This window comes from Streptomyces sp. CB02959, assembly GCF_002803155.1.
Classification (GTDB): Bacteria; Actinomycetota; Actinomycetes; order Streptomycetales; family Streptomycetaceae; genus Streptomyces.
Window position 1 is genome coordinate 94380 of record NZ_NNBP01000030.1, and the last position, 23059, is coordinate 117438.

Consider the following 23059-nt stretch of genomic DNA (forward strand, 5'->3'; position numbering starts at 1 on the left):
CGCTGGTCAGGCATAGGCTGGTGATCCTGTGGGAGTGGTGACCTGTCGTGTCGCCGCTCCTGTGGAGGTCGTGGATGCCGTCGGTCGTGGGGCTGCTTGAACAGCGCGAGCTCGTTGCTCGGCGTCGGGTGGACGAGCTGCGGGAGGAGGCCGACCGGATCCAGGCCGAGCTGACCCTGGCCGAGCGGGACTGGAAGGAATGGGCCATCGCCCGCTCGCGGGTCGGCGAGGTGCTGGACCCGGCCGAGGAGGCCGAGCAGGGCCACGACCAGGTCGGCCGGACAGCGCCGTCCGCCGGCGGACGGGCCGAGCAGACGTCGTCAGCGGCGGGAGCCGCCAAGCCCAGGTCGCAGGTGCCGGTATGGCGTGAGGGGCTGGCCTGGTCGGTGCTGTCGGTGGACTATCAGCGCATCCTTGAGGCCCTCGGGGACCGGCACCGGCTCCATCAAGGGCCACTGACCTGCCAGGAGTTGGCCGTGATGTTCGGCCTGGACGCGGTGCCGGCCAAGGTAGAGGCCCTGCGGTCGAAGGCGAAGCGCCTGGTCGCGCGGGGCTGGCTGGCCGAGCGGCAGCCGGGCCGGTTCACGCTCGGCCAGGGCCCGGCCGGGCAAGGCGGCGCGTCATGAGCAGGGTCATCGACCAGTAGACCATCGCCTCGGCGCTGGCGGTGCCGCGTTCGAAGTCGCGCACCAGCCGGCGGGTGCGCATCAGGTGGGCGAAGAACCGCTCGACGATCCACCGCTTGGGCAGCACCACGAAGCCGCGCATGTCGTCGCTGCGTTTCACGATCGCCAGGACCAGCGCGAACGCGGCCAGGCAATGCTCGAGGAGGCTGCCGGTGTAGCCGCCGTCAGCCCAGACCAGTTCCAGCCGGTGGTGCACGTCGGCGACCTGCCCGAGCAGCACGTGGGCGGCGGTGCGGTCACCGGTGTCCGCGGCGGTGACCATCACGCCCAGCAGCAGGCCGAGCGTGTCGACCACGACGTGCCGCTTGCGGCCGTTGACGAGTTTGCCGCCGTCGAAGCCGCGGCTGTCCGCGCCGACGACGGCGTCCGCCTTGACCGATTGTGAGTCGATCACTCCGGCCGTCGCCGCCGCGTCGCGGCCCAGCGTTTCGCGGACCTGTCCGCGCAGCCGGTCGTGGAACTCCCTGACCAGGCCGTGATCGCGCCATCGGCGGAAGAACGCATACACCCGGTCCCAGGGCGGAAAGTCCGCGGGCATGGCCCGCCACTTGATGCCGTTGTCCACCAGGTAGCGGATCGCATCGAGTATCGCCCGGTGGCAGTACGCCTCCGGCCGCCCGCCCCGACCGCGCAGCCAGGCCGGCACCGGCAGCAGCGGTCGGACCCGAGCCCACTCCGCGTCCGTCATGTCCGAGGGGTACCGCGGAACACGTTCCTGGTGATCGGCTGCATTCCCGAACCGGTGAGCGACACAATCACACGACAGTGCAACCGAGTTGAACTCCACCGGCGCGAACACGTACAACTGCGGCAACAGGGTCTCCTGGATCTCGGTTGGCTTCGCAACCCCGAGCTACCAAGAGGCCCTGCCTTCATGCCCACAGCCGACGGCGATCACTCGATCGAGACTCCCGTTCGACACGCACCCCTCAAGACCGGAACGACAACAGCTACTCAGTTCTGCGGCTCCCCGTTGTGCAGCCTTGCTGATCCACAACTGGCAGTCGGGGACTATTCGAAAGATGCCGACAAGCGACGCCCGTGCGACGTCAAGAACTCGACGGCCTTCCGCAGCGCCACGGGGGTCCCGATGTCGGCTCGCTCCAACAACCACTCCACCGCCGTGAAGGCTCCTTCCAGCCTGGCGCCTGACCAAGCTCGCCTCGCCCCCGCTCCGGCCACACTCACCCGACCCCACGCCGCAGCGCCCCCAAAACGGATCCCAAGGGATTCACCAAGCCCATCAAGGACCTGCGCATCATCCAGGCGCTCATCATCGAAGCTGAGGCGCAGGGACATAGCGCTCCACTCGGACCGCCACAAGGCGCTCCCCACTCCCCCACCGCCCAAAACAAAGAGATCACCGCTTAGCAACCCCGGACCTCGATCGCACTGAGCAAGCGGCCATCCCCCATTGCGGCACGACCCAAGCACGCCCCCTTAGCCGCCCTGCTCTCGGCTGCATGCTCGGGGCAGCCAGAACCCTCGCGTCCCGCGCCCTGTCCTACGTACGCAAGCCGAAGAATCGGACAGGCGTCGCGGGTGGCAGCAGCAACCGTGCCTCAGCGTTCAGGACATGATGCCGAGATCCGGACCATACACGGACCAACGCCTACAACCGGCAGTCGCAAGTTGTCATATCGGCAGGTCAGGACCGCCACCAACGCTGTACCACCAACAGACCAAGAACCTGCTGGTGTCGTACTCGCCGAAGAAGCTCGGGTTCTTCTAGGGGCACGAGAAAAGGCGCCTGACCTGGACTTTTGCCCGTCAGGCGCCTTCCGCTCGGCCCACTCAGACCAGGGCCCGGTTTACGTCGTAACTCCCAGTTCCTCCCACCGCTATCCCGCTCCTGACCAGCCCTTCCGGACCAGTCACGGACCAAACCCGCCGGCTCACCCCTCAGGCACCTCACCCTGACTCATGCGGTCCCACTCCTTCATCGACTGCTCGATGAGGCGGTTGGCTTGCTCCCGGACCCCGTCCAGGAACTTGGCGTAGTGGCGGAAGAGGACTTCGATGCTCTGGCCCGCGCGACGAGCACATTCGGCCGGGTCCACACCGGAGTACAGCCAGAACGAGATCCCGGCGTGCCGGAGGTCGTAGGGCCGCTTGGCCAGGCCAGAGGCGCGCTCCGTGCGGGTCAGGACGTACTCCCTTGCCCGCTTCCACGTAGTGCCGTACGCCGCGAAGTCCACATAACTGCCGCCTGGTTGACCTCCGCCGGCCGCATGGCCGCGTAGTACATGCAGCCGAAGAACGCCTCAAGATGCGGCCCGCGCCCGGGCAGCTGAGCGACCGCCGCGAGCCGGCGAGCGACCTGAGCCGGGTTGGGAACGGCTGTCGGGTCCAGGAGCACTCTTCGCGTTTCCGATCACACCTCGGACACCCGCCCGCATGAAAGCCCGTGGTCAGCACAATGTTCGGGCCAGCTGTACCCGATACGCTGGGTACAGCTGGCTCTTGGCCACAGCCATGCGGCGCGTTGACGCTGCACGGGTGCGAGCAGTCAGATGTGTTGCGCCACGAAATCGGCGACCTGCGTGCCGAGTTGCTGGCCTGCCCGGTTGTCGATGGAGGTGTGCTGGCCGGTCCAAATCCGGCTGAGCCACGCTTCGGTGGCGGCGCGTTGGAAGCCGGCGAAGGTTCGGGTGACCCCCTTCGACGTCACCACGAGGTGGTGCTGCGCACCGTAGAACCTGGTGAGCGTCGTTGCCGCCGCCTGGCTGAGAGCGCCGTGGGCGGCGGGGTAGGACGGATCCGGGGCGGTCGGCAGCAGGGGGGTCCAGTTGGGATCGCCGGCGATGCGCGGGTTGTAGTGCGTACCACCGAGCCGGAGGGCGGTCACGGGCCGCCATACGCGGTAGGTGTACTTGGCGTCGTACATCGCGATCGCGGTGTCGGCGAGGGAGAGGTTGAGCTGGGCGAAGACCTTCGCCGCCTTCTCCAGGCTTGCGTGCTGGGAGGTGACGAGGCCCTGCGCGATCTGATTCCAGACGTTCCAGACGGGCGCTGCCGCCCAGAACTTCCCGGCTGCGGTCTGATCGGGGGTGCGGGTGGTACTGGTCTTTCTCCCCAGGCTCTTGACCTCATTCAAGGCTGTGGCGTACTCGGCGGTGCTGACGGCCGGCGGCGGCGCCGGGCGGAACTGGCTTCCTTTGGCAAGCACGAACGGCTTGACCGAGCCCCAGTTGGTGAACACCGGTGTGGGGAAGTCGGGCGGTGTGGGCCGGTAGCCACCGGCCACGTTGCGGGGACTGAACGGCGGCGGCTTGGTCGAGGACCCATCATGGGATCGCAGGCTGATCAGCCGGCGGGCGACCTCGGCTCCCACGCGAATGCCCGCCTGCTTACCGGGGTCGTTGGGAATCGCGGACAACTGGCTGCTCAGCCGTCGGTCCACGCTTGCGCGCTTGGCCGGGTACAGGGCCACCAGCACATCGTGGGCTGCTTGGTCTGCTGCGGCGTCTGCACGGGCGCCTCGCGGGGCCGACACCGAGAACAAGTAGGCAGGGCCGGTCCGGGTGACCGATACCACCGCGTCGTACTCGGCGGCCTGAAGGAGCGCGAAGCTGCGCGTGGGGTGGATGGTGGGCGGTTGGGCCTTCGGATCGCTCAGGACGGTGATGAGCTCACGGTTCCACTCCACGACCGACATCCCAGAGGGCCCGGCGGCGGCGCGCAGGGTTGGGGGGTGAGCAGGTGTGGTGGCGGTGGGCCCGAGGGTCAGGCCAGTGAGTCCGGCTGTCAGCGCAGTTCCGGTCAGTGCAGCGAGTATCTTGTGCTTTCTGTCCATATGCTGTGGCTCCCTGTGGTGGGTGGTGGGCTGGGGCAACCGGTGGCCAGACACTTCGACCACGCCAGACGGTCAACGGGCACCACTGAGCGAGAGGGGAGTCCGCAGCGTGTGCCGCAAAGAAGCACTCCGGGCGCCTGATGCGGAGTCCGACTGGGACATGAAGCCAGTTCCGTCTGCCTGAGTCCCGTGCTGGGCGGTCGTTGGAGTATCGCAACGGGACTCACCGGGGTACCGGCCCTTGAGGCGGCACGCGTCACCCGCGCCCATGTTTCGAGGGGTTGACCGGGCGCGAGTGGTCCTGCAACCTGATCACCTCTTTGCGTCATCAAGGTCGCTTGCCAGATACAGCCTGAGGGTTCCCGAAGCACGCCGCAACTCCGGTCTGTGGCCAGCTGGCTACAGTCGGCTGCGCCGGTTGCTGGTCGGCGCCCGACGAGCCCCGCCTTTCGCACTGGTACGACGGCGAGGCCAAAGCGCCGCCTACGGCCGCTTCCACTCGGGCACGAGCCAGCAGCCGGTTGCCCGCAGAGCGCGCAGCGGAGAAGCGCTTGGGTCGGAGACGGGCATGGTTGGTCCGTAGGCCCTTCGCAGAAGCCTGCCTCCGGCGTGGTGGCCGTAGACGCAGCAGATGGCCACCCCGGCAGGGGCCGCGGCCACCGGCCGCGATTGTGCTGGGGGGCGCTGGGCAGTGTGTCGCTCACCGCGGTGTTGCCGGGTCGGCCGGGGCCGCCGTTGGCCGCCGGGAGAGACGTCTCGTGCTCTGCTCACAGGCCGGGTGCCTGGAAGCCGTTCAGGTACCAGAGGGCGGCGGCGTACCAGATCAGGGCGATCGCGGTGACGAGGGTGCCTCCGGCCAGAGGGAGTGCCCAGCCGGGCCAGTGGCGGTGGCGGACCACGATGACCTTGGCGACGAAGGCCCCGTAGAGGAAGCAGCCGGTGAGCGAGTGCAGCGCCACGCGGGTGTCGGTCAGCTGGACGCCGTAGGCGGTGATGCAGTGCCGAGCGATGGGGAGGGAGAGGAGGAAGGCGGTCAGACCGATGAGGCGGTGCGTCGTGTTGACCCGGTGCGGTGCGGTTCGCAGTGCGGGCAGGCGGCCGTACATCCAGAGGGCGAGAAATAGCTGAATCAGCGCCAGGCCCAGCAGTGCGGAGCCGAGTTGGGCTTTGAGCAGTCTGGCGTCGTCGCCGCGCTGCCCGAAGAGGCTGGTCTCGTAGTCGGGGGTGTGTACCCGGCCGTACCAGTAGAGGCCGACCGTGACCGCCACGGGCAGGAGCATCCACAGGACGCCGTAGCGCCGTCGGTGGTTGGCAGGGTGAGCGAGGCTGTCCACGTGATCAGCCGCCCCCGCTCTCGGTCTTGCCGCCCTGAAGCTGGACGGCACACCACGTGGTACCGAGCGCGGCCCTGGGAGTGCCGGTGGTGCGGACCGACGACCCGGAGACCGAACGAGGATCGGTGCGGGCGGATGCGACTGCCGCCGGTGCGGGCTGCGGGCTCACGCCGATCGTCGTCCTTCTGCCGCCGGAGCAACCGATGTCCACCGTGGCACGCACGGCGTCAGCGGCGACCGAGCCGGTCGCGAGGCGAGGGTTTCTCACAAGGTTCTCCAGGCGTTGCGGGCCGATCTCGCCAGTACGTCCGAAGAGTCCCGTCCGGGTCCAGTCGGCACGCCAGCAGGTACGCGGATCAAGGAGAGCGGTTGGATCGGACGGCCGATGAGAGCGACATGCCGACCCAGGTGAAGGAGGGGCCGTGTTCGTAGAGCCATTGGTGCCCGAGTCTTCGGACCGCCTACGGCACCGGCCGGGACGACGAGGGCGAGCGGGCGGACATCGCCGAAGTGTGGCCCTTCGCAGGTGCACGACGGTGATCGGAGCGCGTTGTGCGGGCGGAGGCGCGTCGGTGTCTGGTTCATCTGTCTGGTGTCGTGGTGCGGAGGTCGGCCCGCACTCGGCTGGTCGCGTCATGGTGCGGCCGGGTGCGACGGTGTCGCCGGACCTCGAACGCCTGCCAGGCCACGACCGTCAGCAGGGTGAGCGTCTCGGCGATGAGGCTGAGCAGCGCCTGCGGGGCGGGCTGCAGGCCGCGTTCGGTGAACCCGAACAGCTGGGCGTGGATGTATCCGCTTGCCGCGAGCGTGGCGGCGAGCGCCAAGCGCAGTGCGAGGGCGGGCAGGCTCCGGGGGGTCATGTGAGTTTCTCGTCCTTGACCGCCAGTGCGTGGCTGCCCTGCCGGTAGTTGACGGTGCGGATGCCGAGTGCGTCCTTGAGGCGTCCGGCGGGCAGCACCTGCGGAATGGGGCTGGGGCCGTGGCCGGGTTTGGGAAACGGGTAGCAGGTGGGGGCGGCCGAGTGGAAGGTGATGTTGCCCTCGGTCTTGGTGAACAGCTGGTGGACGTGCCCGTTGAGGCACGTGACTGAGGAGAATCGGCGCAGCATCGACAGCACCTGCACGGCATCGTTGGTACCCCAGCCCCACTTCGGATACATCGCGAACAACGGGATGTGGCTGAAGACGACGATGGGGGTGTCCGATGACAGGCCGGCGATGTCCTTGCGGACGAAGTCGATCTGATCGCTGCCCAGGTGGCCGAGTTGCTCAAGGTGCAGAGTGTTGACCAGCGCGATGAAGTGCACACCATGGGTGTCGAAGCTGTACCAGCCGTCGCCGAGGGTGTTTTTGGCGAAAGCTTGTCGGTATGCGCGTCCGTTGTCTCCGATCGAGTCGTGCTCGCCCGGCACGGTGAAGATCCGGTCCGTGCGCAGCTGCGACAGCATCTGCTTGACCTGGTCGAACTGGGCGGGAGTGGAAAGGTGCGTCAGGTCGCCGCTGTGCATGACGAAGTCGGGCCGGAAGCCGAGGGAGTTGACCTTTGTGAGGGCTGCGCTGAACGTTCCGGCGACATCCATGTTGGCCGGGCCATGGAAGCCGATGTGGCTGTCGGAGACCTGCACGAACCGGAGGTCTGCGCTGCCCGCCGGGGTGGGGTCCGACAAACCGGGGATATGGCTGATCACCTCTCCCCCGGTGACTGTCAGGATGACGGCGCCACCGAACCAGGCGGTGTGTCGCATGAGCTGACGGCGGTTCATACCGTGCTCGCCGTCGCCGTCGCCGTCTCGTGTGGGTTCGGTCATGGGGTCACTTCCACGGTGGCGGTCATGAACGGGTGGATGCTGCAGTAGTAGGCGTAGGTGCCGGGTTTGGTGAAGGTGTAGCTGTAGGTGGCGTTGGTGGCCAGGCCTGCCGACTTCAGCGGCCCGCCCGATGCTTGTTTGCTGGTGACGGTGTGAGTGTCGGGGTCGGTGTTGGTCCAGGTCACCTTCGTGCCCGCCTTGACCGTCAGTTTCGCCGGGGAGAAGGCAAAGTTCTTGATCGTCACCGCGTTGGCGGCCGCCGGAGCGGACGATTGGCCGGCGGTGGGTGAGGTCGAGGGCGTGCCTGGTGGTGGGGTGACCGTACCGCCCGTTCCGGAGGCACCGGGCGTTCCAGGCAGGGTCTGGCCAGTGCCGGGACTCAGTGCGCCCGATGGTTTGGGCTGTGACGATCCGCCGCACGCACTGAGCAGCCCCAGTGCTCCGGCAACAGCGACAGCAGCCAGGCAGGTGCGCGACCGCTGGACCAGCACAGAGAAGTTCGCATTCATGGCCATCGTTCCTTCTACGCATTCCCCACCGCACGGGCGGGTGTGATCCAAGACCGATCCGCGATCGGCCTGTTTCAGGCAGATAGGCGACCGGGTTACGCCACCCGGGGGTATTTGAAGGGGGCGTAACCCGGTGGGTTACTTTAAGTAGGCAAACAGTGGATTCCATTGAGCGAAACGAATCCCACAGCGAAGTCTTCGTTGTTTCACTGCGGCGGCGGGTGGCAGTACGCCTGGAGCCAGGAGAGTTTCCGCGGTGTCCATGCTGGACCGCAGGCAAAGGCGGACAAGACTGCACTTCGACCCGACCGAAGACCTGCTGCCATCAGCCGACGCCCGCACCAGTGGCGTCATGCGCGCCGGAGCCGCGATCGCCTGTCGATCCGACGCCCCCCGGTCACGTGATCCGAGGACTCGGCGGCTCACATCGGGTATGGGAACGCGGGCAACCGTCCGAATCGGCAACGCCGGGGTCCGTCGGACCTGACCGATGCGGAGCTGGCTGAAGCGCCGCGACCGGCCGGAGTGGGCGGGCATGAAACAGGGGAGTCAGCCTCGCTGGGGCCTCGCCGGCTTGCCCACCCCTGTGGGCGGGCGCCCGACGAGCCCGTGAAGCGGCCTGCGGCCGTACGTCACCCGGAAGTCAGCTGTTCCAGCGGCCAATCCGGGTCGGCGAGCCTGTCCCGGTCGATCTGCTCGCCGGAGCGGACCAGGTGCTGGATCGCGTCGTTGACGTCCCAGATGTTGACGTTCATGCCGGCCGACACGCGACCGCCGGCCAACCAGAAGGCGATGAACTCCCGGCTTGCGAGATCGCCGCGCACCACCACGTCCTCGTGACTACCGGGCTTGGCATAGCCCGCGTACTCCATGCCCAGGTCGTACTGGTCGGTGAAGAAGTACGGAACACGGTCGTAGAACGCGGGCTTGCCCAGCATCGACCGCGCGGCCGTCCCAGGCTGGTGAAGGGCGTTGGCCCAGTGCTCCACGCGGATGTGCTTGCCCAACATCGGGTGAAGGGCGTTGGCCACATCGCCGGCCGCGTAGATGTCCGGGTCGGAGGTCCGCAGGGAGGCGTCGACCACGACGCCGTTGTTGACCTGCAGACCGGATTCGGCGGCCAGTTGAATGTTGGGAGTGGCGCCGATGCCGACCACGACCGCGTCCGCGTCAATGCGGGTGCCGTCGGCCAACCGAACGCCTGCGGCCTTCTCGCTCTCGCCGACGATCTCGGTGACCCGCGCACCGAGCCGAAGGTCCACGCCGTGCTCACGGTGGAGGTCGGCGAAGACGGGCGCGATCTGCGGGCCCAGGACGCGCAGCAACGGCACTTCGCCTGCCACCAGCACGGTGGCCTCGACGCCTGCCTCCCGTGCGGCGGCGGCCACCTCCAGGCCGATCCAGCCCCCGCCGACGAGGACGATGCGGGACGCGGAGCGGAAGGTGCGCTGGATGCGCTCGCAGTCGCCGACACAGCGCAGATAAAGCACGCTGTCGAGGTCCGCACCCGCGACGGCCAGGCGGCGCGGGGAGGCACCGGTGACCAGCAGCAGCTTGTCGTAGCCGATCGTCTTGCCATCGGAGACGGTGACCGCCTTCCGATCGCGGTTGATGGCCGTGACGACGGTGTTCAGCCGCAGATCGATGCCCTGATCGGCATACCACTGCGACGGGTGGACGAAGATCGTTTCGCGGTCTTGCTTGCCCATCAGGTAGCCCTTGGACAGCGGCGGACGCTCATACGGTGGGTCCGGCTCGTCCCCGATGAGCAGGATCCGGCCCTCAAAGCCGTTCTCCCGTAGCTCGTCAGCGGCCTTGGCTCCGGCCAGACTCGCCCCGACGATCACGAACGTGGATTGCACCATCACACCTTCTCCCCGCTGCGGTCTGTGCCGTGGGGCCGGCCGCTGTCGGATTCGTGCGGGCTGACCGCGAGTTTCTCAACCGACTCATTTCCAGCTGGCGTCGAACCTCTCCACGCCCTCGTCCTCCAGCACCTGCACCTGCACCTGCACCACGTCGGCGTAATCGACGCCGAGGGCGGTGCAGCGCGGCGGGCCGGACGCCGCCCCACCGGTCAAGCCGCCGGTCGATCTCGGTATCCACCCGCGAGACGAAGAACGACGCCACCCACGCGATCCTGGACAGGTCGCGCCCGGCGTCCTGTGCGCGTTCCATCCTGGTCAGGAACGCCTCCGCCACTGCGTCGTAGCGGTCCAGGAAGAGCAGCAGCGTGACATTGATGCTTAGGCCTTCGGCCAGACATCCGCTTATCGCTCCCAGGCCCTGCTTGACCGCGGGGATCTTGACGAACAGATTGGGCTGGCCCACCAGCCACCAGTGCCCGGGCCTCGGCCATGGTGCGCGCGGTGCCATGTGCCAGCCGCGGGGCGACCCCGATCGAGACCCTCCAGTCGTCAAACCAGATCGACACCCCGGGCGCGGAGAGCCGGGCGAGAGTGTCGGACGCCATGTGCCTCCTTACCCGGGCACGGGCGTGGCGAGACGCGAAAGGCTCCTTGGGTCAAGGCTCGCCCATCAAGCAGGGCGGCGCACGTCGAACCCTGTCGGCCTCTCTGCTGATCATCCAGGGTTCGGCAGGGCTCGCAGTCGCTCGAACGTGCTGGCGGTCCTGTCGGCCCAGGGCCAGTGACGGGCTGCGTTTGCGGCCCACGAGCAACCGGCGAAACGACCACAACCTGGCACAATCCATGAACTCACACACAACTGAACGGGACGTCCTCTTATAGAGAGCACGGACTTTGATCGCACTGAGCACGCAATCCGCTATCGGCTCTTTGCGGCACACCCCAAGCGCCCCCGAACACGGACCAACTCCCTATCCCCGGCGATCGCAGACTGCCATATCGGCAGGTCAGGGCCGCTACGAGCGCTGTACCACCAACTGACCAAGAACCTCCTCGTGAGCTACTCGCCGAAGAATCAACGGGGCGTGACGCCCCCACGTGGTGCCTGACCTGCGAAAAATGCTACCTTCCGGGGCGTGTCGGTGGTGCTCCCTGGCACCCTTCATGACCGGGGTTGACCGTGCTGAAGGGCACGGATGGGGCACGGGCGCGGAGGGAACCGATCTCGTGGGTCTTCTCGGGCCGCAGGAGGCTTGCTCTCCCTCGCTCTCATCATGACGGTGGCTGCGGGCGTTGCTGACGCAAGCACCGCGCGTCGGATCGGCGTGCCCGCCGGGCGTCCGGCTGGGCGGGCACGGAGGCGTGGCTAACTGTCCTTCTTCGTGGCTCAGCCCGTCGGAGTGTGGCGTCGCGCGAGCGAATTCGCTGCACGGTTCACTGCGGCTCAGCCTATTTCCTCGCGTGCAGCCTTGAGATCGTCCACCAGGAACACATCCTGGGACCACTGCCCGGGCCACGCAGCAAGTACCAGATCCTTCGGCCCTGTCTGTGCCAGCGTGGCCCGCTTCTCGGTTATGCGGGTCGCCTGGGTGACGATCCCCTTGGCATCGATCCGGATGAGGGTCACGGTCTGGCCGCGCCAGGGAAACCCGCCCTCCACCGAGCTGGTGCGGCGGAGGGACGAAGCGTTGAAGTCGGCAAATCTCGGAATGTCTTGCACTCTAACGCCAGCAGCTGTTTGCCATTGGGGCTTTCGTCTGCTGCAGAGGCCCGGCATCGAACCCGCGCTTTGGGGCCGGTCAATCCAACGGCTCCGGCGCACATCCGGTGGCAACAGAGCGTTGCCGTTTTGCCGTTGCTGCGGTTTGGACCCTGGTTGGTGCTCTGGCCTGGGGGTTCGTCGGCCGGCGTGACAAGTCGTGCGGGGGGTGAGCAGCCTCTGCTCGGTGGACATCCGACAGCGGGCTGGCACCTTGCTTGGATGCTGCTCAAACCGTTGGCCTGCAGATATTTCGCAGCGTCGACTCGGCAGTCTCCTTCCATCGGTCGCATACCGCGGTGACCGGGCCCGGACGGCCGAGCACGATGAGGTCCACGGCGTCGAACTGGGCGGCGCAGAAGGCTTGGAGCGGCTCCAGTTCGGCCGAGGTGAGCGGGGAGTCGTGGAACGTGCGCAGGGTCTCCCGGATGGTGGTGATGGCCTGCGCCGGGTCTTGCAGCTGGTGCAGGGTTGCTCTATGACCCCGGCGGCCTCGATGAGGTGGCCGGCCGCGCTGCCGCGCCCGGCCAGCAGCCGCACCAGCGCCTCCGCCGCGTCCAGGTGCTGCCATCCCAGGGCGCCCAGGGGCAGCCGGAACCGCAACTCCACTAGGGGTGAACGCCGGTCCTGGACGGCCAGGACGGTGGTCCCGCTGGCGAGCGTGGTCTGGCACCGGGGGCCGTGGTGCGGCGGGGGCTGCGCGCCTAGGGGCGGCAGCGGGTGGGCCGCCGCGGGGGCGGGCGAGGACGATGGGGCGGCGGAGGTCGGGGAGGCTGCCATCGACTCCGGCCCGGAGACGGTTTGTGGCCCGGATTCCACACCGGGTGCGGACGCGGGTTCCGGTACGGAGCCGGGATCCGGTACGGAGTTGGGCTCGGGCGCGGACTCGGGTTCCGGTAGGGAGTCGGGCCCGGGTGCCGGAGCCGGGCGGGTCCGCGTCGGTCCGGGGGCCATGACGAGGACCCCTTGGGCGCGGTGCACAGGCGCCGGGCGGCGGCCGAGACATGTTCGGGGCCGACCTCGGCGGCCCGGGGGGCGGGGGCGTCGGCCCAGGCGGCCCACCGGTGGGTCATGGCGGCCCCGGCGTGCCGGGGCGCGACCACCAGGTCGGCCGGAATGCCTGATCGAGGTCGGCGGGGGAGGTCAGGCGGGATCGGGTATCCAGCTGCCGTGGAAGCCGAGTGGCACGCGGGCGGGCAGGTGCACGGTGGCGATCGGGTCGCCGGTGAAGTCCTGCCCGGAGAGGATGACCAGGTCGGTGGCGTCGCGGTCGGGATTGAAGACGTAGGCGAGGAGGTAGCCGTCGTCCTCGGTCAGTGCGTTCTGCGCGGGGACGAAGTATGCCTCGCTGGTGTAGTGGCCGGTGCCGAAGTCGCGGACGGTGGTGGTCTGCTTGTCGAGGTCGTGCTTGATCAGTGCGTCGCTGAACGCGTTGTGGGGCAGGCCGTCCAGGGTGCCGGTGGGTCCGATGTAGCGGTGCACCTGCGGGGTGACCGCGGAGTATCCGTAGCGGTGGGCGCCGGTGACGACGGCCGGGCTGACCACGGGGAACTCCTGTGGGTGGTCGTCGAGGCGGGTCTCGGTGACCTTTCCGGTGACCGTGTCGATGACCCAGCGGTCCAGTGTGGGCAGGCTGTTGCCCATCATCTCGGCGTCCACGAACATCCGCGGGTAGCGCACGACGTCGACCACGACCGTGTCGCCCTGGTCGTAGGCGTTGAGGGTGTGGAAGACGAAGCACGGATTGACGTCGAACCAGCGCACTTCGGTGCCGCCTCGGGGTAGCAGCCCGATCCGCCCGCCGCGTGCCTCGTTCCAGGCCAGCGGGAACGCCTTGCCGGACTGTGCGGCCTCAGGGCTGAAGGTGACCGGTAGGTCGTAGAGCACGGCGTACTTCTGGGTCAGTGCGAAGTCGTGCATCATCGGCGCGTGCGGGGCGGGGATGTCCACGCTGCGCACCACCTTGCCGTGGGGAGAGACGACCAGGTAGGTCACCGTGTCGCCGCCGGTGCCGTAGGCCACGGCATGCAGTTCTCCGGTGGCGGGGTCCAGTTTGGGGTGGGCGACGAAGCCGTCGCGCAGGGTCCCGTCGAAGTCGCAGGCTCCCACGGTGTCCAGGTCGTAGGTGAGTTCGTAGGGCCGGAAGCCGCCTTCGACCAGGGCGAAGGTGCGGTCGGCATGGCCGATCACGTGGGTGTTGGGGCCGATGTCCCGGCGGCGTACGGAGGCGCCGGGGCGGGGCTGTTCGCCCAGTGCCTCGGCGACGGAGGCGGAGCGCACCCAGCGGTTGCGGTACCACTCGGCCTTTCCCTCGCGCAGCCGTACGCCGTGCACCATGCCGGTTCCGGTGAACAGGTGCAGTCGGGGCTCGTCGAGGTCCAGCGGGTTGGGGCCGTTGCGCAGGTAGCGGCCGTTGAGCTCGGCGGGGATGGTGCCGGTGACCGGCAGGTCGTAGGAGGTGACCTCCTCGGTGACCGGCGTGTAGGCGCCCTGGTAGGGGTTTTGGCGGTTCATCGGAGTCCTCTCACGGTGGTGTTTCGTTCGGCGCTGGCGAGCCGGGTGCCCACGGCGGGTCCGGTTGCGAAGGAGGGTCGGGGGCCGCGTCGTCCGTCACACACCATACTCAAAAATATGAGTAATCAAATAGCTGAGTAGAATGAGAAGGGCCGGGCCCCATGGACACTGCGCCGGGGGCTGATCGGCGCGACACGGACAGGAGACCGACAACCATGGCTCTGCGGCATGCGGTGTTGGCCGCACTGCTGGACGGCGAGTCCAGTGGCTACCAGCTGGCCAAGGCGTTCGACCTGGGCATGGCCAACTTCTGGCACGCGCTGCCCCAGCAGCTGTACATGGAGCTGGCCAAGCTGGAGAAGGACGGGCTGATCCAGGGCCGCGCCGTGCTTCAGGAGGCCCGCCCGACCAAGCGCCTCTTCTCGGTGACCGATGCCGGCCTTGCCGAGCTGGAGCGATTCGCCGAATCCAGCACCAAACCGTCCTTCATCCGCGACGATCTTCTGGTCAAGGTGCAGGCCGTCGACAGTGTCTCCGCGAAGGCCGTGATCCAACAGCTTGAAGAACGCGCAGTCATCGCCGCCGCCAAGATCGACATCTTCGAGCGGTATCTGCAACACCAGCGCGGCGACCTCGACGAGCAGACGTTCCTACGCTCCGGCGACCACATCGGCCCGTACCTCACCTGCATGCGCGGCCTTCGCTTCGAGCGGGAGACGGCTGACTGGTGCAGACAGACCGCTCAGATCCTCCGCGAACGACGCGGTGTCAACATCGACACATGACCCTCAGCTCTACTCCGGCGGTCCAGGCCGCAGGCCGTGTCCCCGGCAGACTGAATCATGCCGTCATGCCGTCATGCCGTCAGGATGCCGAACTCCCCGGAATGGTGCCGGGTGATCCACTCCCGGCCGGCCGGGCGTCCGCCCGCGACCGCACACCCTCGATCTTCGCCGGCACCACCCCCCCCCAGACCCAGTGGCGCCGCCAGGTCCTTGGCCCGCATCCCGCCCCGGCACCTCCGTCGGGGCGCGACCCGCGCGACCGGTTCGGCCAGCACCTCCACCACCGCTTCACGCGCAATGACCAGCCGTTCCAAGGGGCGTTCAGCCTCATCGAGCAAGGCCGCGACCCGCGCCGCTCCCTCCCGCGCCCGCTCGACCGCTTCCCGCCCGGCCGACTCCTTCGCCTCCAGTAGGCCCAGCGCCGACGGCACCGGACACCTCCACCTGGTCGAGAACCAACACGCCACCCCAACGCTCCCTCATCGAGGGGGACTTCATTCCTCGCCAGCGGAAACTCAACTGCCGTGACTGGAATGACAAGCCTTCTGGGGCGAACTCCCTTACCAAGGTCCCTTTTGCATCCGTGATCTCACGACACCTCAGGTGTAAGTGGCGCAGGTCACAGAAATTGCGTCTCGCTGTTTGAGAAGGTCGACTCTCGAGGTGTCTGGCTAGGTGCGGGAGTGCGCGAATTCACGCCTCAGCCAGCAGATGGGGCTGATGGAGGGCTGGGTAACCTGAAAATGGTCTAGACAATAACCAAGGCCCAGGTCGCCGACCGGGGCCTTCCGCATGGAGCGGGTGACGGGAATCGAACCCGCGCTCTGGGCTTGGGAATCAACGGGGTCATCAGTCGCTATTGGGTAGCTGACCTGCGTAAACGCGGCCTGCGGGGCAGAGCGGAGAGAGGTGAGGGACACCCGTGTTGACCGTGGTTCACCGGCCGTTAGGGCACGTCGAGGGCACGCCTGCGGGGACCTGGCGGATGTACCGCCAGCTTTCTCCCGACAAGCGTGTGGATGGGGGTGAGAGTGTGCTCGCGCCAGATGCGACGTTGCTGACGCAAGTGCTCTGGCTGGTCGGCCCGCCAACACGCCTTCCAAGTCTTCGTCTGGGGGTTCTGAGGCGTACGAAACCGTTCTGACCTGCGGTGCAGCAGGGCCGGGAGGGGGTATTGAACGGTGCTGTACGGCGGTGAATGCAACCAGAATTGCCACCATGGAGCAGTGGATTCTCCCTGCCCAGCAGGGGTGCGGGCTATGGAGGGCAGCGTTCTTTCCCTACCCGGCATCGCTGTAGGTGGTGCCTCGCGGGTGCTACTGGTGTCGGTGCCGAGGGTTGGGGTCCAGGCTCAGCCTGTCCCGTTCCGTTTCGGGGCAAGTAAGTCGTTCCGTAACGGAACAAGGGGGCCGCTCTTCGTGGATATGGAGAGCGAAGTGCTGCTGGTCGCGACAGAAATTGTCCATGTGAACCATGAATCTCTACTACTGCCAGTGTAGTTTTCCCTCGGCTGCAGCAGCAGAACAAGACTCCCTTCAATGGCCGAGCGCCGCGTGCCGGGTTGACTCCGTTGCCCCGGGCCGGCCTGTGGGCAGTGTTTTCCGTCCTGCGGCCCGCTCGCGTTGTCCTCGACTGCGCAGCCGCGGCTTCCCCGGCACCCGTCCTCCGAGGTGGGAAGGTTGCCTGTATGAGCTCATGACTCCGGAGATGCCCAGCGAGCCGAGCGGGAAAGGTTACGCTGCGCTGCTCCTGGCGCGCCGCGAACTGTCCCCGACGGGTGTGCGGTGCGGTTCGGTCAGGCACGGGTGGAGCCCGGCCCGTGCTGCGGAGCCAGGGGCGGTGGTCCAGCAGTTCGACGTATTTCCGGTCGAATACGGGCACGCGCCGCTTCTGAATATCTCATGCCGCAACTACAGAAATGACCACTGGCGCGGTAAGGGTTTTTTACCCTCTCGAAAGCGCCGGGATCATGCGCCGCGCCTGGCTGCCAATACCGTGCTACCGTCGATCTCAGTTGCAGTTGTGGTTCCCAAGACTTCAAGCGTGCTCACTGTCGTACATGGCAGAGTGCTTTCGTGTTTCCGGTGTTTATTTCCGGACGGGCAATCAACGCAGCGATACGGAGTTCGCACGGTGTGGGCTCCGGGCACTGCCCCGAAGGAGATATGACATGGCTACTGGCACCGTGAAGTGGTTCAACGCGGAAAAGGGTTTCGGCTTCATCGAGCAGGAGGGTGGCGGCGCTGACGTCTTCGCCCACTACTCGAACATCGCTGCCCAGGGCTTCCGCGAGTTGCAGGAAGGCCAGAAGGTGAACTTCGACGTCACGCAGGGCCAGAAGGGCCCGCAGGCCGAGAACATCGTTCCCGCCTGAGGCTGACGCGTACACCGTAGCTGGGGCCCGCACCTTGGGTGCGGGCCCCAGCTCGTTGCTTTTCCGCTGTTTCCCGCGTGCCCACAACGGCCGCACACGCGGTGTGCGGGAGCCAGTTGCCCTTCTTTGCTGCGGCGCCTGTCCCGCTTCGGCGTGCAGGGTCGACATGTTTCTGCCCCGCTTCGTTTCATCTTATTTCATCGGTTCGTTCTTGCGATTCTTTGTGTGCGGCTCATCGCCGCCGGGAATTCCTCGGCGTACCGCATCGAGGAAGGTTCTCCATGAACCGCACAGCTCGCACGAATGACCGTTACTCCCGCTCTGGCGGCTTGTCCGGCTCAGGCCGCGGCGGCTACCGCTCCGGTGGGCCGAACCGCTCGGGCACAGGTCGTTCCGGGGGCCCCGGACGGCGTCGCGCGACCCTGCAGGGAGAGTTCGCCCTGCCCGTCACCCACACTCCCGCCCTGCCCCCGGCCGAGACGTTCGCCGAGCTGGACATGCCGTCGGCGCTGCTGGCGGCCCTCAGCGCAGAAGGCATGTCCGCCCCGTTCGCCATCCAAGCCGCCACGCTGCCGAACTCGTTGGCCGGACGCGATGTTCTCGGCCGCGGTCGCACCGGATCGGGCAAAACGCTGGCCTTCGGTCTGGCCCTGCTGGCCCGTACCGCCGGGCAGCGCGCCGAGCCCCGCCAGCCGCTGGCACTGGTCCTGGTCCCCACTCGGGAACTGGCTCAGCAGGTCACCGACGCACTCACCCCCTACGCCCGGTCGCTCAAGCTGCGGCTGGCCACCGTCGTCGGCGGAATGTCGATCGGCCGCCAGTCCAGCGCACTGCGCGGCGGCGTCGAGGTGGTCGTCGCCACGCCAGGACGGCTCAAGGACCTCATCGAGCGCGGTGACTGCCGGCTGAACCAGGTCGGCATCACCGTGCTGGACGAAGCCGACCAGATGGCCGACATGGGCTTCATGCCCCAGGTCACCGCGCTGCTCGACCAGGTTCGGCCCGAAGGACAGCGGATGCTCTTCTCGGCCACCCTGGACCGCAACGTGGACCTCCTGGTCCGGCGCTACCTGACGGACCCGGTGGTCCACTCCGTCGATCCTTCGGCGGGCGCGGTCACGACGATGGAGCACCACGTGCTGCACGTCCACGGCGCCGACAAGCACGCCACCACCACCGAGATCGCCGCCCGCGAAGGTCGGTCGATAATGTTCCTGGACACCAAGCACGCCGTGGACAACCTCACCAAGCATCTGCTGAACAGCGGTGTCCGCGCCGCGGCCCTCCACGGTGGCAAGTCCCAGCCCCAGCGCACCCGTACCCTGGCCCAGTTCAAGTCCGGCCATGTCACCGTCCTGGTGGCCACCAACGTCGCGGCCCGCGGTATCCATGTCGACAACCTCGATCTCGTCGTCAACGTCGACCCTCCCAGCGACCACAAGGACTACCTGCACCGCGGTGGCCGTACCGCGCGCGCCGGTGAGTCCGGCAGCGTCGTCACCCTCGTCCTGCCCAACCAGCGCCGCACCATGAACCGCCTGATGGCGGACGCGGGCATCATCCCGCAGACCACCCAGGTCCGCTCCGGCGAGGCCGAACTGAGCCGCATCACAGGCGCCCAGGCACCCTCCGGCACCCCGGTCACCATCGCCGCACCAGTCGTCGAACGTGCCAAGCGCAGCGGCTCCTCCACACGCGGCCGCCGCAGCCGCCCCGCCCAGGCACGCCGTGCTGCCGGATCGGCCCGAACCGCGGCACCGACTGCGCGGCGGACCTCTTCGGCCCCGGCCGCCTAGCTAGGCCGGTACCGGACGATCATGCTCGGCTCATCGGATCACCATCGTCACGGAGGCTTTCGTTGATGTTGCAGAGCTACCCCCAGGCAGACTGCTCCGGCAAGGCAGCCGGCGACGTCATGTCGGCGACGGGACCACAGGTCGACGACGACATGATCGTCGACGTGGCTCTGTCCGTCCTCATCGGGGCCCGTGCCGGCTATCTCCTCGTCCGCGACGAGGACGGGCGGTGTATGGGCCTGATCACCCGTTCCCAGCTGACGGCCCACCGCCAGGGCTCCTGGTACACCGAGGAGACCCGGTTGCGGGACCTCATCTACGACCGTGGGCCCTTCACTTCGCCGGTGACGCCTGCACACGACGCGGAACGCGCCATGCGTCAACGCGCGCTGCGGGCCTCACCCGTGATCGGTGAGGACGGGCACGCCCTGGGCGTCGTCGTCCTCACCCATTGATTCCTCTCCGTCCGGGCCGGTGATCCGTTTCCGGCTTCTCTTCGACCCTGTCGAGGCACTATGCGCGTCGTCATCGCCCGCTTCCCTTTCGACCTGCTCAAGACCGAGGTGCAGGAGGCGATGAAGGGGATCAAAGCCGAACCCGTCACGGGTGACTCCGTGCTCATCGGTCGCCGCCATTACCCCGTCAAACAGGTCGGGGAGATCATCACCCGGCAGGATCGCCGTGACTTCTCCGCCGGTGAAGTGACCCGGGCCCTGAGCTGCCTCGGCTTCGTGTGCCGCCCGGCTGCCGCGCTCGTACCACCGACCGGTCTCACACCACTGGAGACGGCGTCCGCCTTGCTGGGGCGCCCGGCCCGAGCCTGACCGGGCCGCTGTGGGCACAGAATCCGCCCCGCAGCGGCCAACTCAGCGGTCGGAACAGCGCAAGGCTCCTACTTCCAGGGGCCGGCATCCCCTACGGCGAAGCGCTACATGCCGCCCGCCTCGGGAAGACCGGGACTTCCCTGCGGGGTCCGCGTGGCGTGGGAATGCAGGTACGTAGGGCGCTCGTTCCGGTTCGGCAAGTGAGGTGCCTCGTCGGCCGGTGAGAAGAGAGCAGAAAACGGCCCCAGCCGTTCCTACTCCTCCGGTACCTCGGCTATAAGTCGTCGCCACCGGCTCGCGGCCAGCCGTCTGGTACTGGCTGCGCCCTGGACGACCACGGTGAGAGTCGTCTGATTGCCCTGTTTCGACTCCACCCTGCCGGCGATGTTGTGACAGTCCATGCCCGACAATGCAGGCCCGGCGGTCTGAGGCTGGCCTGCTCCCCTATCGGGAGCTTTGGTAGCCGTCCGTGGCGCCGCGCCACTCGATCAGGAGGAGAGTCGCATCGTCCGTGGTGATTCCACCCCGTTCACGCATGAGGGCGTGGGGTAGGGAGCGGACTGCCGCCCGCACTTCGGTCCCGGTGCGCGCGATGCGGTCCACCCAGTCGATGAGTGTTCTTCGCCGAACTCCTCCCCGTCGGTTTCGTGCTCCTCAATCAACCCGTCCGTGAAGCACAGGACACGGTCGCCCGGCTCCAGGACCAGCTCGCTGATCCGGAGCTCCTGGCCGCCGAAGCCGACCGGCAGGGTGGTCGCGCTGTGGAGCCGCCGGATGATGCGCCGTCCGCGGATGAGCAGGGGCACGGGATGTCCCGCGTTGACCCACTGGAGGTTCCCGGTGGCCGTGTTGAGCTGCATCATCTGGGCGGTCACGAAGTGGTCGGGGCCGAACTTGCCGGCGATCGTCCGGTCCATGAACGCGTAGATCTCGGAGAGCCCGATGCTGATGCGCCGCGCGTGCCGGTAGGAACCGATGGCCACCGTGGCCATCGTGGCGGCATCGAGACCGTGGCCCATCGCGTCGACCACCGCCACATGCAGGATGTCGCCGTTGAGGGCGTAGTCGAAGCTGTCACCCGCGACGTCGTACGCGGGCTCCAGAATCCCGGCCACCGCGACCCGGGGCACGGACATCGCCAGCGGTGGCAGGACCGACCACTGGATCTCCGCGGCGACGCTCATCGGCTCCCTGCGTCGGACCCGGAAGAACAGATCGGTGTAGCCGTGCTTGGTCACCAGCATGTCGGCCACCAGGGCGATGATCCTGCGCAGCAACCGCCAGTCGTCGTCGATGCTGTCCAGGGTGACGACCATGACGCCCACGTGGTCCCCGCCCTCCAACAGCGGCAGGTAGACCCGCACACCGTCGTCCTGCCCCACCTCGACGCGACGCCCGTCCAGAAAGGCCCGGCCGGCGTCCGAGTCGTCGATCGGCTGCGGCTCACCGGTCACCAGCCCCTCGCCGGGCGCCGGAACCGGCAACAGCTGTCCGTAGTCATGCAGCAGGATCGTGATCTCGCGGCCACCGAGCGGGCCCACCACTTCCGCGACCAGCGGACCGAGAAGATAGGGCGGAGATTCGTGCCCCCGATCCATGTCACGCGAGAAGTCCGCGAGCGACCCATCGTCAAGGTACGGGGGCGCCGGGTCGCGGTCACTGACAGCGACGTTCACCGCGTCGGCGGTGGCGCTGAGTTCGAGGGTGTAGTGGCCGCCCCGTGGCGCAGGGCATTGGTGGCGAGTTCGGGGACCCACCAGGGCGAGGGTTTCCGCAGCCTCGGAATCCAAGGACGGGGCGAGGCTGTCGGCGAAAGCACGGGCGGCATCGCGGGCGCGTGGGATGCCGACGGGGCTGTCGTCTTCAAGGGCGGCAGGGGGCTTCGGAGCTGTCGTGCTGTTGTCGTCGTGTCGTTCATGCGCTCACACCCCGCCTGGGTCGGTTATGCCGCCGGACCGGTCTTCAACCCGGACGGCACTCTTCCCGGTGTGCATGAGGTAGAAGTCCACTCACTGTCTGTTGAGAAAATCTGTAACGCCGAGAGTAGACATGGGTGGGTGCGGGGGTTAGTGTTTCCCCGTACCCAAGAAGTCGAAGAGGGCGCGGCAGAGATGAACTGCCGCGTGAGCAGGTCAGGCAGGATGCGGAACGGCAGTGGGCGCGGAGGGGCCGGAGATGGTGGGTTCCTTCGCTGACTGCCGGGCCGAGCGGCCCCGGGGGCCGCGTGTACCACCCGCGATATCCAGCAGCACAACCGAGTAACCGAAGGTAAGAAGCAGAACGCCATCAGGATCGCCTGGGCGGGCAGAGCACCGCTCGGGTACCGCAGGCCCCAGATTGGAAGGTGGTCCCCGGTCACGCATCCGCGATCCCCGCACTTCCGCCTTCCCAGGCGGACCAGCGGAACAAGAAGGCCGGCGCAGTCAGCCGGCAGGTGGTGTTGAAAGCTCGGGGCCCGGGTGCCAGTACAGCACTCGGGCCCCTCGACGCGTCCCCGAAAGAAGAGGTCTATGCCCCCTCGCAGTTCCCGCCCCGTCGACAAGTTCGACGACGACGACTACCCCGCCTACACCATGGGCCGGGCCGCCGAGATGATCGGCAGCACCCCCGCTTTCCTCCGCGCCCTCGGCGAGCACCGACTGATCACTCCTCTGCGCTCCGAAGGCGGCCACCGCCGCTACTCCCGCTACCAACTGCGCATCGCCGCCCGCACCCGCGAACTCGTCGACGCCGGCACCCCCATCGAAGCCGCCTGCCGCATCATCATCCTCGAAGACCAACTCGAAGAAGCCCAGCGCATCAACGAAGAACTGCGTACCCGCGGTGCCACCTCGTAACGGCTGGTTTTATCGAGCGGTGGTGAAGTCACTTGCGGCCTGATCCATGGTGGGGCGATGTTGATGAGTTTGGGTTCTGGCTCAATTTCTGTGGAGCGTGCACTCTGCGTGACCGTTGATTTTGGTGATGGCTCTGAGTGGGCGGTTCGTGAGCCTTTGAGTCATTCTGT

General features: G+C 67.6%; 19 protein-coding genes and 2 pseudogenes. 7 read left to right on the forward strand and 14 right to left on the reverse strand.

Annotated features, from left to right (window positions below; genetic code table 11):
* The first annotated feature begins 74 nt into the window (after window positions 1-74).
* Window positions 75-626 (forward strand): hypothetical protein, encoded by a 552-nt coding sequence (locus CG747_RS37130; RefSeq protein WP_100606304.1) that lies wholly within the window; start codon window positions 75-77, stop codon window positions 624-626.
* On the opposite strand, the gene CG747_RS37135 is transcribed toward CG747_RS37130, so the two are convergent.
* The 12 genes and pseudogenes from CG747_RS37135 to CG747_RS37195 form a co-directional block, all read right to left on the reverse strand.
* Window positions 583-1374 (reverse strand): IS5 family transposase, encoded by a 792-nt coding sequence (locus CG747_RS37135; protein ID WP_100606305.1) that lies wholly within the window; start codon window positions 1372-1374, stop codon window positions 583-585. The two genes, CG747_RS37130 and CG747_RS37135, sit on opposite strands and share 44 nt — an antisense overlap.
* Before the next feature lie 1207 nt (window positions 1375-2581).
* Entirely contained in the window at window positions 2582-2884 is a 303-nt protein-coding gene (locus CG747_RS37145) for a hypothetical protein (RefSeq protein WP_257980985.1), read from the reverse strand.
* A 311-nt stretch (window positions 2885-3195) separates the two neighbouring features.
* Window positions 3196-4521: a vanadium-dependent haloperoxidase gene (locus CG747_RS37150; protein ID WP_146022216.1), complete on the reverse strand. Its 1326-nt coding sequence runs from the start codon at window positions 4519-4521 to the stop codon at window positions 3196-3198.
* A gap of 728 nt (window positions 4522-5249) precedes the next feature.
* Window positions 5250-5816: a DUF6529 family protein gene (locus CG747_RS37155; RefSeq protein WP_374701863.1), complete on the reverse strand. Its 567-nt coding sequence runs from the start codon at window positions 5814-5816 to the stop codon at window positions 5250-5252.
* A 581-nt stretch (window positions 5817-6397) separates the two neighbouring features.
* A complete protein-coding gene (locus CG747_RS37160) occupies window positions 6398-6676 on the reverse strand; it encodes a hypothetical protein (protein ID WP_219621591.1) in 279 nt (92 codons plus the stop codon).
* Complete coding sequence (locus CG747_RS37165; protein ID WP_219621592.1) at window positions 6673-7623, reverse strand: metallophosphoesterase; 951 nt, start codon at window positions 7621-7623, stop codon at window positions 6673-6675. Before CG747_RS37165 ends, CG747_RS37160 begins: the two co-directional genes overlap by 4 nt.
* The gene (locus CG747_RS37170; protein ID WP_100606308.1) at window positions 7620-8132 is read right to left on the reverse strand and encodes a cupredoxin family copper-binding protein; all 513 of its coding nucleotides are present in this window, start codon (window positions 8130-8132) and stop codon (window positions 7620-7622) included. Before CG747_RS37170 ends, CG747_RS37165 begins: the two co-directional genes overlap by 4 nt.
* A 632-nt stretch (window positions 8133-8764) precedes the next feature.
* The gene (locus CG747_RS37175) at window positions 8765-9997 is read right to left on the reverse strand and encodes an NAD(P)/FAD-dependent oxidoreductase (protein ID WP_100606309.1); all 1233 of its coding nucleotides are present in this window, start codon (window positions 9995-9997) and stop codon (window positions 8765-8767) included.
* 84 nt (window positions 9998-10081) lie between these two features.
* Window positions 10082-10213, reverse strand: coding sequence for a hypothetical protein (locus CG747_RS50075; protein WP_257980988.1), 132 nt, complete (start codon window positions 10211-10213; stop codon window positions 10082-10084).
* A pseudogene (locus tag CG747_RS50080) lies at window positions 10200-10548 on the reverse strand (transaldolase family protein); the annotation flags it as partial. The pseudogene CG747_RS50080 and the gene CG747_RS50075, both read right to left, overlap by 14 nt.
* An 896-nt stretch (window positions 10549-11444) precedes the next feature.
* On the reverse strand, window positions 11445-11720 hold the full coding sequence (locus CG747_RS37185) for a hypothetical protein (RefSeq protein ID WP_257980986.1): 276 nt from the start codon (window positions 11718-11720) through the stop codon (window positions 11445-11447).
* Between the two features lie 1182 nt (window positions 11721-12902).
* Window positions 12903-14273, reverse strand: coding sequence for a carotenoid oxygenase family protein (locus CG747_RS37195; protein WP_100606310.1), 1371 nt, complete (start codon window positions 14271-14273; stop codon window positions 12903-12905).
* A 215-nt stretch (window positions 14274-14488) separates the two neighbouring features.
* Between CG747_RS37195 and CG747_RS37200 the strand changes: the two genes are divergently transcribed.
* Window positions 14489-15058 carry a PadR family transcriptional regulator gene (locus CG747_RS37200; RefSeq protein ID WP_100606311.1) on the forward strand — a complete coding sequence of 190 codons (570 nt, stop codon included), beginning with the start codon at window positions 14489-14491 and terminating at the stop codon, window positions 15056-15058.
* Window positions 15059-15129: 71 nt separating this feature from the next.
* Here the strand turns inward: CG747_RS37200 and CG747_RS48405 are convergent, their stop codons facing one another.
* On the reverse strand, window positions 15130-15489 hold the full coding sequence (locus CG747_RS48405; protein ID WP_180985860.1) for a hypothetical protein: 360 nt from the start codon (window positions 15487-15489) through the stop codon (window positions 15130-15132).
* Window positions 15490-17228: 1739 nt separating this feature from the next.
* Between CG747_RS48405 and CG747_RS37210 the strand changes: the two genes are divergently transcribed.
* The 4 genes from CG747_RS37210 to CG747_RS37225 all read left to right on the forward strand — a co-directional run bounded on the left by CG747_RS37210 (window position 17229) and on the right by CG747_RS37225 (window position 20052).
* Window positions 17229-17432, forward strand: a complete 204-nt coding sequence (locus tag CG747_RS37210; protein WP_006604711.1) for a cold-shock protein — start codon at window positions 17229-17231, stop codon at window positions 17430-17432.
* A gap of 281 nt (window positions 17433-17713) precedes the next feature.
* Entirely contained in the window at window positions 17714-19228 is a 1515-nt protein-coding gene (locus tag CG747_RS37215) for a DEAD/DEAH box helicase (protein WP_100606313.1), read from the forward strand.
* Window positions 19229-19293: 65 nt separating this feature from the next.
* Window positions 19294-19683 (forward strand): CBS domain-containing protein, encoded by a 390-nt coding sequence (locus tag CG747_RS37220; protein WP_100606314.1) that lies wholly within the window; start codon window positions 19294-19296, stop codon window positions 19681-19683.
* Window positions 19684-19743: 60 nt separating this feature from the next.
* On the forward strand, window positions 19744-20052 hold the full coding sequence (locus tag CG747_RS37225) for an SCO5918 family protein (RefSeq protein ID WP_100606315.1): 309 nt from the start codon (window positions 19744-19746) through the stop codon (window positions 20050-20052).
* A gap of 444 nt (window positions 20053-20496) precedes the next feature.
* Here the strand turns inward: CG747_RS37225 and CG747_RS37230 are convergent.
* Window positions 20497-21650, reverse strand: a pseudogene (locus tag CG747_RS37230) (PP2C family protein-serine/threonine phosphatase).
* A 912-nt stretch (window positions 21651-22562) separates the two neighbouring features.
* Between CG747_RS37230 and CG747_RS37235 the strand changes: the two are divergent.
* Window positions 22563-22889, forward strand: a complete 327-nt coding sequence (locus tag CG747_RS37235) for a MerR family transcriptional regulator (protein ID WP_100606316.1) — start codon at window positions 22563-22565, stop codon at window positions 22887-22889.
* Window positions 22890-23059 lie beyond the last annotated feature (170 nt).

Bases quoted from the DNA above. Each gene is read 5' to 3' on its own strand.
- CG747_RS37130 (WP_100606304.1), top strand. From the start codon at position 75: ATGCCGTCGGTCGTGGGGCTGCTTGAACAGCGCGAGCTCGTTGCTCGG.
- CG747_RS37135 (WP_100606305.1), bottom strand. From the start codon at position 1,374: ATGACGGACGCGGAGTGGGCTCGGGTCCGACCGCTGCTGCCGGTGCCG.
- CG747_RS37160 (WP_219621591.1), bottom strand. From the start codon at position 6,676: ATGACCCCCCGGAGCCTGCCCGCCCTCGCACTGCGCTTGGCGCTCGCC.
- CG747_RS37165 (WP_219621592.1), bottom strand. From the start codon at position 7,623: ATGACCGAACCCACACGAGACGGCGACGGCGACGGCGAGCACGGTATG.
- CG747_RS37170 (WP_100606308.1), bottom strand. From the start codon at position 8,132: ATGAATGCGAACTTCTCTGTGCTGGTCCAGCGGTCGCGCACCTGCCTG.
- CG747_RS37175 (WP_100606309.1), bottom strand. From the start codon at position 9,997: ATGGTGCAATCCACGTTCGTGATCGTCGGGGCGAGTCTGGCCGGAGCC.
- CG747_RS37195 (WP_100606310.1), bottom strand. From the start codon at position 14,273: ATGAACCGCCAAAACCCCTACCAGGGCGCCTACACGCCGGTCACCGAG.
- CG747_RS37200 (WP_100606311.1), top strand. From the start codon at position 14,489: ATGGCTCTGCGGCATGCGGTGTTGGCCGCACTGCTGGACGGCGAGTCC.
- CG747_RS37210 (WP_006604711.1), top strand. From the start codon at position 17,229: ATGGCTACTGGCACCGTGAAGTGGTTCAACGCGGAAAAGGGTTTCGGC.
- CG747_RS37215 (WP_100606313.1), top strand. From the start codon at position 17,714: ATGAACCGCACAGCTCGCACGAATGACCGTTACTCCCGCTCTGGCGGC.
- CG747_RS37220 (WP_100606314.1), top strand. From the start codon at position 19,294: ATGTTGCAGAGCTACCCCCAGGCAGACTGCTCCGGCAAGGCAGCCGGC.
- CG747_RS37225 (WP_100606315.1), top strand. From the start codon at position 19,744: ATGCGCGTCGTCATCGCCCGCTTCCCTTTCGACCTGCTCAAGACCGAG.
- CG747_RS37235 (WP_100606316.1), top strand. From the start codon at position 22,563: ATGCCCCCTCGCAGTTCCCGCCCCGTCGACAAGTTCGACGACGACGAC.